General features: G+C 74.2%; 7 protein-coding genes and 1 pseudogene. 3 read left to right on the plus strand and 5 right to left on the minus strand.

Going from position 1 to position 11507, the window contains the following annotated elements; translation table 11 throughout:
* The 3 genes and pseudogenes from AB0K37_RS35950 to selD form a co-directional block, all read left to right on the plus strand.
* Positions 1–231: pseudogene (locus tag AB0K37_RS35950) on the plus strand (hypothetical protein); the annotation flags it as partial.
* Entirely contained in the window at positions 228–1994 is a 1767-nt protein-coding gene (gene selB, locus AB0K37_RS35955; protein ID WP_363988913.1) for a selenocysteine-specific translation elongation factor, read from the plus strand. The pseudogene AB0K37_RS35950 and the gene selB, both read left to right, overlap by 4 nt.
* Positions 1991–2992: a selenide, water dikinase SelD gene (gene selD / locus AB0K37_RS35960; RefSeq protein ID WP_363988916.1), complete on the plus strand. Its 1002-nt coding sequence runs from the start codon at positions 1991–1993 to the stop codon at positions 2990–2992. The genes selB and selD overlap by 4 nt, the downstream gene beginning before the upstream one ends.
* Here the strand turns inward: selD and fdh are convergent.
* The 5 genes from fdh to AB0K37_RS35985 all read right to left on the minus strand — a co-directional run bounded on the left by fdh (position 2989) and on the right by AB0K37_RS35985 (position 11262).
* Positions 2989–6240, minus strand: coding sequence for a formate dehydrogenase (gene fdh / locus AB0K37_RS35965; protein ID WP_363988919.1), 3252 nt, complete (start codon positions 6238–6240; stop codon positions 2989–2991). The two genes, selD and fdh, sit on opposite strands and share 4 nt — an antisense overlap.
* Positions 6241–6342: 102 nt before the next feature.
* Positions 6343–8073: a hypothetical protein gene (locus tag AB0K37_RS35970; RefSeq protein ID WP_363988922.1), complete on the minus strand. Its 1731-nt coding sequence runs from the start codon at positions 8071–8073 to the stop codon at positions 6343–6345.
* Between the two features lie 153 nt (positions 8074–8226).
* Positions 8227–8964, minus strand: a complete 738-nt coding sequence (locus AB0K37_RS35975) for a hypothetical protein (protein ID WP_363988924.1) — start codon at positions 8962–8964, stop codon at positions 8227–8229.
* Positions 8965–9042: 78 nt separating this feature from the next.
* Positions 9043–10473, minus strand: coding sequence for a PP2C family protein-serine/threonine phosphatase (locus AB0K37_RS35980; RefSeq protein WP_363988927.1), 1431 nt, complete (start codon positions 10471–10473; stop codon positions 9043–9045).
* Positions 10474–10737: 264 nt separating this feature from the next.
* The gene (locus tag AB0K37_RS35985; RefSeq protein ID WP_363988929.1) at positions 10738–11262 is read right to left on the minus strand and encodes a MarR family transcriptional regulator; all 525 of its coding nucleotides are present in this window, start codon (positions 11260–11262) and stop codon (positions 10738–10740) included.
* Positions 11263–11507: the final 245 nt, after the last annotated feature.

Below are 11507 nucleotides of genomic sequence, written 5' to 3' on the forward strand. Positions count from 1 at the left end.
GCCGCCAGCGAGGCGGCGGTCGGCGGCGGCGGCGCGCCGGGCGTCGTCCTGCCGAGCGCGGCGGTCTCGGTGCCCGAGCCGTACGCGGCCCGGCTGCGGCGGGGAGCGCCCGCCGTGATGGGGCGGGTCGAGGACGGCCGGTGCCTGCTCGACCTGCGGTCCGTGCCGCCGGACCAGGACGGCGTCCTCGCCGAGGCCGTCCTGGCCCAGGCCGACCGGGCGGCCCGATGACGCACGTCGTCGCGACCGCCGGCCACGTCGACCACGGCAAGTCCACGCTCGTCCGCGCCCTCACCGGGATGGAGCCCGACCGGCTGGAGGAGGAGCGGCGGCGCGGCCTCACCATCGAGCTGGGCTTCGCCTGGACGGCCCTGCCGGGCGGCGACCGGATCGCCTTCGTGGACGTCCCCGGGCACGAGCGGCTCGTCACCACGATGCTCGCCGGCGTCGGGCCCGTCCCGGCCGTGGTGTTCGTGGTGGCCGCCGACCAGGGCTGGCAGCGCCAGTCCGAGGAGCACCTGGCGGTCCTGGACGCGCTCGGCGTCCGGCACGGCCTCCTCGTCGTGACGCGCCGCGACCTCGCCGACGCGGCGGCGGCCGACCGGGTGCGGGAGGACGCCCTCGCCCACCTCGCGGCCACCTCGCTCGGCCGGGTCGAAGCGGTCACGGTCAGCGGCGCCACGGGCGACGGCCTCGACGAGCTGCGCGCGGCGCTGGAACGGCTCACCCGCTCCCTCCCCGAACCCGATCGGAACGCCGACGTCCGCCTCTGGATCGACCGGGTCTTCACCGTCCGCGGCAGGGGCACGGTCGTCACCGGCACGCTCGGCGCGGGGACGATCGGCGTCGGCGACCGCCTCGCTGCCGGCGACGCCCTCCTCCGCGTGCGGGGGCTCCAGAGCCTCAAGGAGGACCACGAAGAGGTCGACGCCGTCGCACGCGTCGCCGTCAACCTGCACGGGAACGCGGGGGACGTCGGCCGGGGCGACGCCCTGCTCACCCCCGGGCGCTGGCTCACCGCCGACGTGGTCGACGTCCGGCTTCGCGGCGACGCCGCGTCCGACCTGCCGCGCGAGCTGACGCTGCACGCGGGGACGGCGGCGGTCCCGGTCCACGTCCGCCCGCTGGGGGACGACACGGCGCGGCTGTCGCTGCGCCGCCCGCTGCCGCTGCGCGTCGGGGACGTCGCCCTGCTGCGCGACCCCGGGCGGCACCGCGTCCCGGCGGGCGTGACGGTCCTGGACGTCCGTCCCGAGCCGTTCGCGCGGCGCGGCGCGGCGGCCGCGCGGGCCCGCGTGCTCGCCGCGATGACCGGGCGCCCGGACGGCGCCGAGGAGGTCCGCCGCCGGGGCCTGATCCGGCGGTCGGACCTGGTCGCGATGGGAGTGCCCGTCCCCTTCGAGCCGGTGGCGGGGGAGTGGCTCGCCGACCCCGCCCTGTGGAAGGACCTGCGCGGGCGCCTCGCGTCGGCCGTCGAGGAGCACGCCGCGGCGAACCCCACCGACCCCGGCCTCCCGGCCGACGCCGCGCGCCGCGCCCTCGGCCTCCCCGACCGCGTCCTCGTCGACGCCCTCGCCGGGGGCCTCCTGCGGCGCGACGGCAGGATCTACGGCCGGACGACCGCGCCCGAGCTGCCGCCGCCCGTGCGCGAGGCCGTCGACGCCGTCCGCCGCGACCTGGCCGCGGCCCCGTTCCAGGCGCCGGACGCGAACCGGCTCGCCGAACTCGGCCTCACGCCGAGGCTGCTCGCCGTCGCCGCCGCGACCGGCGCGCTCCTCAGGGTGGCCGACGGCGTCGTCCTGCTGCCCGGCGACGACGCCCGCGCCGCCGGGCTGCTCGCCGGGCTCGGCGGCCCCTTCACGCTGAGCGAGGCGCGCCGCGCGCTCGGCACGACCCGCCGCGTCGCCGTCCCGCTCCTGGAGTACCTGGACGACCGCGGCTACACGGTCCGGGTCGACGACCTCCGCCGCCGCTGCACCGGAAGGGAACCATGACCGAGGCCACCCCGAAACGGCTCACCCAGTACGCGCACGGCGGCGGCTGCGCCTGCAAGATCCCGCCCGGCGAGCTCGAAGAGGTCGTCGCCGGCCTCGGCGCCGCGCCCGCCTCGCCCAACGCCGACCTGCTCGTCGGCCTGGACACCGGCGACGACGCGGCCGTGGTCCGGCTCCGGGACGGCCTCGCCGCCGTCGCCACCGCCGACTTCTTCACGCCCGTCGTCGACGACCCGTACGACTGGGGGCGCATCGCCGCCGCCAACGCCCTGTCCGACGTCTACGCGATCGGCGGCAGTCCCGTCGTGGCGGTGAACCTGCTCGCCTGGCCCCGCGACGTCCTGCCGTTCGACCTGGCGCGCGAGGTCCTGCGCGGCGGCCTCGACGTCGCCGCCGAGGCGGGCTGCCACGTCGGCGGCGGCCACAGTGTCGACGACCTGGAGCCCAAGTACGGCATGGCCGTCACCGGGGTCGCCGACCCCGCCCGCCTCCTGCGCAACGACACCGGCAAGCCGGGCACGCCGCTCAGCCTCACCAAGCCCCTCGGCCTCGGCGTCCTGAACAACCGGCACAAGGCGACGGGCGAGTTATTCCCGCACGCCGTCGCGACCATGGCCGCGCTGAACCGCGACGCGTCCGCCGCCGCCCTGGACGCCGGGATCGGCTGCGCCACCGACGTGACCGGCTTCGGGCTGCTCGGCCACCTCTACAAGATGGCCCGCGCGTCCGGCGTGACCGCCGTGGTCGACGCCGCCGCCGTCCCCTACCTCGACGGCGCCCGCACTTCCCTGCGCGACGGGTACGTCAGCGGCGGCACCCGCCGCAACCTCGACTGGGTGACCCCGCACACCGACTTCGGCGCCGTAGGCGAGGACGACCGCCTGCTGCTCGCCGACGCCCAGACCTCCGGCGGCCTCCTGCTCGCAGGCGAGATCCCCGGCGCCCCCGTCATAGGCGAACTCATCCCCGCAGCCGAGCACCCCCTGATCGTCCGCTAGACCTCAGTTCCGGTCTGGTCGGTGATGCCGGCGCGCCGTTGGTATTCGCGAACCAAGGCGGTGGCGGCTTGGCCGCGCGGGCGGCGGCCCGGGCGGATGTCGACCGACAGCGCCTTCGCCTCCTGGATGTGGGTGTTCGGGTCCAGGGACAGGTGCAGCAGCTCGTTGGCCGCGTCGCCGCGGCTGTAGCCGTTCGGGCCCCAGTGGTAGGGCAGTCCGACCTGGTGCAGCTTGCGGCCGTCCACGGTCAGCGGCGACATCCGCTCGGTCACCAGGACCCGCGCCTCCACGACGCCGCGCGGGCTGACGATCGTCGCCCACCCGCCGTGCTCCAGGCGCCGCTCGGCCGCCAGCTCCGGTGAGACCTCGCAGAAGAACTCCGGTTGCAGCTCCGCCAGGTACGGCTGCCAGCGCGACATGCCGCCCGCCGTGTGGTGCTCGGTGAGCCGGTACGTCGTCGCCACGTACGGGTAGACATCGGCCCCCGGGTCCGCGCCGCTCGGCGCGTACCGGTTGTCGGGATGCGGCGCCGGCAGGTGCCGGACGGGATTGCGCTGCTGCTTGTACAGCGCGTTCTGGAACGGCGAGTCCTGCGGCTCGTAGTGCGTCGGAAGCGGCCCGTCCGTCAGGCCGGCGGGCGCGTACAGCCACGCCTTGCCGTCGGCCTGCATGATGAACGGGTCGTTGCCGGCGAGCGCGTCCGGCCCCGTCGCGTCGCGCGGAGGCTTGTAGTCGGGCGGGCGGTCGGCGATGAAGTCGGGCACGTCGTGGCCCGTCCACTTGCCCTCCTCGGCGTCCCACCAGACCAGCGCCTTGCGGTCGCTCCACGGCTTGCCGTCCGGGTCGGCGGACGCCCGGTTGTAGAGGATGCGGCGGTTCATCGGCCACGCCCAGCCCCACTCGGGCGCCACCCAGTTCTGGTCCTTGCCGGGCTTGCGGCGCGCGGTCTGGTTGACGCCGTCGGCGTAGCAGCCGCAGTAGATCCAGCAGCCGCACGAGGTGGACCCGTCGTCCTTCAGCTGCGTGTAGGACGACAGCGGGTTCCCGTCCGCGTCCCGGCCGTTGATCTCGGCGAGCACGGCCTCGGCGTCCGGCTCGCCGAGATCGCCCCTCGTCGGGTAGTCCCACGTCAGGTCCAGGACCGGCCGGTCCATGTCGTCGGCGGACCCGGCGAGCTTCTCCCGGATGATGCGGCCGAGATGGTAGGTGAACCACAGGTCGCTGCGCGTGTCCCCGGCGGGCTCCACGGCCTTGTGGTGCCACTGGAGCATCCGCTGCGTGTTGGTGAAGCTGCCGTCCTTCTCGGTGTGCGCGGCGGCGGGCAGGAAGAACACCTCGGTGCCGATGTCCTCGGTGCGCATCTCGCCCGACTCGATCTCCGGGCCGTCCTTCCACCACGTCGCCGACTCGATCAGCGAGAAGTCGCGGACGACGAGCCAGTCGAGCGCGGCCATCCCGAGCCGCTGGATCTTGGCGTTGGCCGACCCGACGGCCGGGTTCTCGCCCATCAGGAAGTAGCCCTTGCACACCCCGTCGATCTGCGCCATGGCCGTCTCGTAGGTGCTGTGCGATCCGGTCAGCCGCGGCAGGTAGTCGAAGCGGTAGTCGTTGTGGGCCGTCGCCGCGTCGCCCCAGTACGCCTTCAGCAGGCTGACCATGTAGGAGCGCATGTCGCCCCAGAAGCCCTTGCGCGCCGCCTCCGCCTGGATGAACGCGTCCAGGTCCTCGTTGCTGTGGGCGTGCGGCATCGGGATGTAGCCGGGCAGCAGGTTGAACAGCGTCGGGATGTCCGTCGAACCCTGGATGGACGCGTGGCCGCGCAGCGCCAGGATGCCGCCGCCGGGGCGGCCGATGTTGCCGAGCAGCCCCTGCAGCACCGACGCCGCGCGGATGTACTGGACGCCGACCGTGTGCTGCGTCCAGCCCACCGCGTACGCGAACGCGGTCGTCCGGTCGCGGCCGGAGTTCTCGGTGACCATCTCGCAGACCTTGAGGAACTGGTCGCGGGGGACGCCGCAGATCCGCTCGACCATCTCCGGCGTGTACCGCGCGTAGTGCCGCTTCAGCACCTGGAACACGCACCGCGGATGCTCCAGCGTCGGATCCCGCTCCGGGTCGCCCGCGCCGATCGCCGCGCCGCCCGAACCGTGCGCCTCTCCGCGCGCCGCCTCCTCGACCGGCCCGACGCGGTCCTCGTACTCCATGTCGCGCTGGCCGGAGGCCGCCTGGACCTCCAAGCCCTCGTACTGCCACGTCCGGTGGTCGTAGGCGCGCTTCTCCCGGTCCAGACCGGAGAACACGCCGTCCAGGTCCTCGGTGTCGCGGAACTCCTCGGTGAGGATCACCGACGCGTTGGTGTAGGAGACGACGTAGTCGCGGAAGTACTTCTCGTTCCCCAGGACGTAGTTGATGATCCCGCCGAGGAACGCGATGTCACTTCCCGCGCGCAGCGGGACGTGCGCGTCGGCGAGCGCGCTCGTCCGCGTGAACCGCGGGTCCACGTGGATCAGCTTCGCCCCGCGCGCCTTCGCCTCCATCACCCACTGGAACCCGACCGGATGGCACTCGGCCATGTTCGAGCCCTGGATGACGATGCAGTCCGCGTGCTGCAGGTCCTGCTGGAAGGTGGTCGCGCCGCCGCGTCCGAACGAGGTTCCCAGACCGGGAACGGTGGAGGAGTGTCAAACGCGGGCCTGATTCTCGATCTGCACCGCGCCGAGCGCGGTGAACAGCTTCTTGATCAGGTAGTTCTCCTCGTTGTCGAGCGTGGCGCCGCCGAGGCTCGCGAAGCCCAGCGTCCGCCGCACCCGCACGTCGTCCTGCTCCCACTGCCAGCCGTGCCGGCGCGCCTCGATCACCCGGTCGGCGATCATGTCCATCGCCGTGTCGAGGTCGAGCGGCTCCCACTCGGTGCCGTGCGGGCGCCGGTACAGCACCCGGTGCTCGCGGGCCGACCCGGTCGTCAGCTGGAGGCTCGCCGATCCCTTCGGGCACAGCCGCCCGCGGCTGACCGGCGAGTCGGGATCGCCCTCGATCTGGGTGACCTTGCCGTCCTTGACGTACACGTCCTGCCCGCAGCCGACCGCGCAGTAGGGGCAGACGGACTTCACGACCTCGTCGGCTGTGCTCACCCGCGGCCTGATCCGCTCGGTGCCGGCGCTCTTGGACGCCGCTCCCCGCCCGAGGGGGTCGTCGCCGGTGAACTGGCGGTAGACGGGCCACGACTCGATCCATGTGCGAACGCCCACGTCCCACCGCCCTTCTCAGCTCGGCCCGCCGCCCACCTACCCGCCGCCCGTCCCGCGAAACACCGGGGGTGCGGAGCGGGCGGCGGCCGGCGGGTCAGGGCGTCATCCGGCGGCGAACGCGGCGAGGTTCACCGAGACCGGCTCGGGCCGTCCGCCGTTCTGGACGGCTGACGCGGTCAGGACGTCGATGTGCTGGTAGCCGGGCGCGACGACGTCGCCGGGTCGCGGATCGCCGCCGAGGCCCCCCTCCGCCTCCAGGTTGAGCGTCGGGTTGGCGGCGACGCCGTTCTCGTGGACGGCGTCGTCGGCGATCCCCGGGGCGGCGGCTAGAGCGATGTCGGTGACCATCTTCGTGGGGAAGTAGTGCTCGGTGAAGTCGAGCGGGTGCTCGGACAGGCTGCGGGCCAGCTCGGCGATGTCGGTGACCTCCTTGCCCGCGGACGTGAACGGGGCGCCGTCCTTGGACCTGTGCACGGGGTCGTCCGGGGCGCCGACACGGTCGAAGTTCCGCCACGTGAACAGCGGGCCGTTCGGCTCGTCCGGGATCGCCTTCTTCTCCGTGCCGAGCAGCCGGGACAGGCCGCCGAGCCCGATCCCCTCCAGGTCGTTCGGCGCGGGGAACTCCTTGTCGACGATCCTCCCGCCGTCCCAGAACCCGAGGCTGGCCTGCATGAAGGCCAGCGGCTGCGAGTTGTCGTCCAGCAGCCCGCCGAGCGCGGCGGCGTTGGTGAACCGGAAGTCACTTACCGCCGGGGAGCCCTTGAGGAACGTCGGGTAGTCCTTGGAGAACAGGATCCGGTAGGTGGTGTCGGTGTTGAACGACGCCGGGACGTAGGTCGCGAGGTCGGAGACGCCGTCCGGGTCGAGGCGCGCGGCCAGGCCCGCGATGGCGAGCAGATTCATCGTCTCGGTGTTGACCACGGCGGGAGCGGACAGCGCGCGCGGGACGACGCCGGTCTCCAGCCCGGCCTGGACGGCGCCCGCGCCGAACCGCAGGAGGGGGACCCAGTCCTCAGGGAACCCGTCGCCCGCCCCGGGGAGCCGCGTCGAGATCCGGGTGTCGAGCGCGAAGTAGCCCGAGCACTGGTTGTACCCGGCGTCGTCCGCGGTGGAGTGGTCGCCGTCGAAGTCCCACTCGGCGAAGAACGCCGTCAGAACGCCGCCCAGCGAATGCCCCCCGCACATCATCTTCCGCTTGCGCGCGGCCGGGTCGGGAAGCTCCCTGACCATGAGGTCGTACTGGTCGCGGACGGTCTGCTCAAGCCCGACGTTCTGGAGCCACGCCACCTGGGCGTTGGTCTGGTAGCCGGCGAACCTCCGGCCGTCCACCTCTTTCTGCCGGTAGTAGTAGTCGACGGCGAGACGGACGTCCTTCGCCCTGAGCCCCGCCTGGATCCCGGTGCCGTCCTCCAGGCAGTTGGAACGCCGGTCGAGCGCCCAGAACTCGATGTGCTTCCCGTTCCTGGCCGCGGCCGAGACCGTGTTGCGGGCGACGCTGTCGAACGCGCCGGCGCCCTCCAGGATGCCGGGCTGCGCGACCAGGATCCGGTCGGCGGCGGCCGGGGAGGCGGGCCCGTCCTTGTGCCGGAACCGCAGGTAGGACAGCCAGTCGCAGGCCGCCGGATGCGGGCCCGCCGACGCCGGCAGCGGCACCCTGACCCGCACCGCCGACTCGGTGACGTCGGTGACGGGCGAGCCGGAGGCGACCGGCGTCTCGGACCGGCCGGGCTCGCGCGCGCTCACCGGACCGGCCGCCGCGGTGACGGCCAGCAGGGACGCGGCCGACGCGGCCAGGACCGCGAACGCGCCGAGGGGGTGGGGGGACCGTCCCATCACGTGCTCCTTCCGGGCGTGATCGGTTCACGGTCCGACAATGGACCGGCCGCCCTCCGCGCGACAGTCCTCCGCTCGCGCAATCTTCGCCCGGCTCTTGTCCGCCGGCGACAAGTCCGGCCCCGGCGCTCCGCGGACCCGCTCGGCGCATGCTCAGCGCAGGACGGCCGCGCCGACCGCGCCCATCCGCTCCGCGAACTCGGCGCGCTCGGACGGGGACAGCGCCCGCTCGTAGACGGCGGCGGACAGCCGGTCGGTGATCTCCTCGGCCTCCGCCCGGCGCGGCCTGAGCGCCGCGCAGTCGGGGAGGTCGCCCTGCCAGCCGAAGAAGCGCGCGGTGTCAGGCCCGTCCTGGGTCAGGATCGCCTCCAGCGGGGAGAGCCCGACGGAGGTCGTCGCGACGAGATGCAGCCCGCCGCGCAGCTCCCGCAGCACCTGCACCAGCTGCATGAGCCGGGCCCGGGCGCCGTCCGGCAGCGGTTCGGCGCGCCAGCCGCAGAACAGCGGCAGCCCCGACCCCTCGGCGGCGCGCACGACCCGCTCGGCCAGCTCGCACAGGCGCGGGTCGTCCGGCAGGTGGGAGTCGCCCCAGGCCGCGCAGCCGAGGGCGTACCGCCGCGTCGCCTCGCGCGCCCCGGCGACCGCGACGCCCTCGTCCCACTGGGCGCGGACGAACCCCGGCTCGAACCAGCCGAGCGCCGCCGCGACGACGTCGGCGTCGACGTCGCCGAGCACCCCGCCGCGCCCGGCGAAGTAGTACGCGAACGGGTTGCCGTACCCCTGCTCCTTGCCGTGCTCCGCCGTCCTGCGCGACAGCATCCACCGCGACCCGACACCGTGAATGATCCTGTCGGCCGCGCGGACGGTCTCCGCGGCGCTCAGTTCGCCCATCGACGCTCTCCCGGTTCCTCGCCGTCAAGTAACCGGAAGGTTACTGCCCCCGGGCGGCCGCTCCGCGAGCGGTCCCGGTCAGATCGCGGACCCGCCGTGCACGGCCTCGCCGCGCGGGTCCGGCGAGGTGCCGGCGGACGGGCGGTGCCAGTCGAAGCACACCACGACGGCGTCGTCGGCCAGGTCGGCGCCCTCGTGGAACTCGATGAGCTCGTCGATCACGGTCAGCGGGACCTCCGCCGCGGGCTGCAGCCGGCTCCGCCGGGTGGCCTGCTCCAGCAGGTGCGTTCCGTACTCGCCGGACGGGGCCCTCGCCGCGAAGACGCCGTCGCTGACGATGACCAGCCGGTCGCCGGGTTCGAGGGGGAAGCGCTGGGGCCGGTACTCGGTGTCGGGGAACATGCCGAGCGGCATCTGCTGCTCCAGCGGCACCGCCGTCACCTCGGTGCCGCGCAGCAGCAGGATCCTCGGGGAACCCGCGTCGATGACGTGCACGGTCCCGTCGGCGAGGTCGATGCGCATGACGAGGGTCTCGGTGAACTCCCGGCCGCCGTGCCGCACGTGCACCATGTCGTTGGCCAGGCTCGCCTGCTCGCCGAGGTCGGCGCCGGACCGGCGGGCGTTGCGCAGCGCGCCGACGGTCAGCGACGTCAGCAGGGCCGCGTTGATGCCCGTGCCCGAGCCGTTGGTCACGGTCAGCGCCAGATGGTCGTGCTCGACGGACCAGTCGAAGTTGTCCCCGCCGATCGAGTAGGCCGGCTCCAGATGCCCCGCGAGGCTGAACGAGTCGTCCGCGTGGGCGTGGCCGGGCAGAAGCTGCCACTGCAGCTCCGCGGCGAGGGTGAGGCGGTGCCGCCGCCTGGCCCGCTCGTACCGGTCGGTCCGGTTCCACGCGACCTTCAGCGCGCTGCCGACCAGCTCGCCGATCTCGGCCAGCTCGCCGACCTCGTCCGCGCTCCAGGAGGCGGACGAAGTGATCTCCAGGACGCCGATGCGCTCGCCGCGCGCACGGACCGGTATGTAGGTCGCGGTCTCGCCGGCCCCGTCGCCGTCCCCTTCGGGAGACGTGAGGACGCGGCCGGTGATGAACGACCGCCCGGCCGGGCTCTGCCGGATCCCGATCGCCTCGACGGTCTCCTCGGCCGCCTCCTCGGCGGCCACCACGTCGCCGTCCGGAACGGTCAGGGCCAGGCTGTCCGGATGGGGCGTGGCCAGGAGCGGCGCGACCGGCATCAGGGCGCGCGAGTGGTAGTCGCAGACCAGGAGCCGCGCGGCGGAGACGGCGGGGTACTCCCGCGAGAGCGTCGCGGCCAGCACCTCGGGCAGTGCGTACGCCGGGGCGGCGCGCAGCGCCCGCTCGACCCTGGCCGTGCGCCTGCCCCCGCCTCCGGAGGGGCGCCCCTGCCCGTCCCCGGCCTGGCGGCCCTGCCCGCCCTCGGCCGGACGGCCCCGCTCATCCCTGGCGGGACGGCCCCGCTCTTCCCTGGCGGGACGGCCGTGCGTACTCATTGCGACCCCATCTCATCACTGCCTGCCGACGCGCCGGACGCGGCCGCGTCCCCCGCGCGGTCCGGTTCTGGTGCGCCGGACCGCGGGAACGGCCGTGCCCCCCTCGACCGGCCGTCCAACCGCGGGAATGCGGCTTTGTCATCGGGTCCGCCGCGTCTCGGACGCAGGACCGCAGGGGAAGACTGCCAAAGAGTTTGCCATATGGCAAATACTTGATATCGAGCCGCGGAAGAAGGGGTTCGCGCCGGGTCGGGCGGAGGGCGGTCAAGCCGTCCGGGACCCGGGCATCCCCCTCCCGCCGCGCTCGCCCCGCTCGCTCGCCTGGCCGAACTCGGTGAGCGCGTCGAGCAGCCGCCCGCGGGAGGCCGGCGACATCTGCGCCAGGACGTCCCGCACCGCCGCGCGGCGCCGCCGGACCAGCTCGGCGTGCAGGCGTTCGCCCTGGTCGGTCAGCCGCAGCACGATCTCGCGGCGGTCGGCGCGGGCGGTCTCCCGCGCGATCAGCCCGGCCGCCTCCAGCCGGTCGCAGAGCCGGCTCGTGGACGAGGGGATCGCGCCGAGCTCCTCGGCGAGCCCGCCGAGGTTCAGCCGGCCGAACCGCGCGATCACCTCGACGGCGCGCAGCTGGATCGGCGAGATGGCGGGTTCGAGGCCCTGGTCGGCGCGGTTCCAGAGCAGCGCCGTCGAGCTCAGCACGCGTTCCACGGCGACGGCGACGTCGTCCGGGACGGCGCCGGGTCCTTCTCCCGCCTGCTCTTCGCCTGACGGCCGCGGTCGTCGCTGACTCACACCCCAGCCTTTCGCACGGAGTCCCCGCCGGCGGCATCTCACTCGGCCCCCGGTGGTCCCGCCGCGCCGCCCCCGGTCTGGGCCGGGCGGTACGGTCGCGGGCGATACCACGATAGGGGCTCGGACCGACGCGATGCACGGCCGCGTCCTCTCACGCCGACACCGACGCCCTCGACTTCGACAAGGCCTCCTTCGGCATCGTCAAGGTCCTCCCGGGCAAGGGCACCACCTACCCGGACATGCCC

It is taken from the genome of Actinomadura sp. NPDC049753, assembly GCF_040674655.1.
In the GTDB taxonomy this organism is placed as follows: Bacteria; Actinomycetota; Actinomycetes; order Streptosporangiales; family Streptosporangiaceae; genus Spirillospora; species Spirillospora verrucosospora.

Coding starts and splice junctions, on each gene's coding strand:
- selB (WP_363988913.1), top strand. CDS start 228: ATGACGCACGTCGTCGCGACCGCCGGCCACGTCGACCACGGCAAGTCC.
- selD (WP_363988916.1), top strand. CDS start 1,991: ATGACCGAGGCCACCCCGAAACGGCTCACCCAGTACGCGCACGGCGGC.
- AB0K37_RS35970 (WP_363988922.1), bottom strand. CDS start 8,073: ATGGGACGGTCCCCCCACCCCCTCGGCGCGTTCGCGGTCCTGGCCGCG.
- AB0K37_RS35975 (WP_363988924.1), bottom strand. CDS start 8,964: ATGGGCGAACTGAGCGCCGCGGAGACCGTCCGCGCGGCCGACAGGATC.
- AB0K37_RS35980 (WP_363988927.1), bottom strand. CDS start 10,473: ATGAGTACGCACGGCCGTCCCGCCAGGGAAGAGCGGGGCCGTCCCGCC.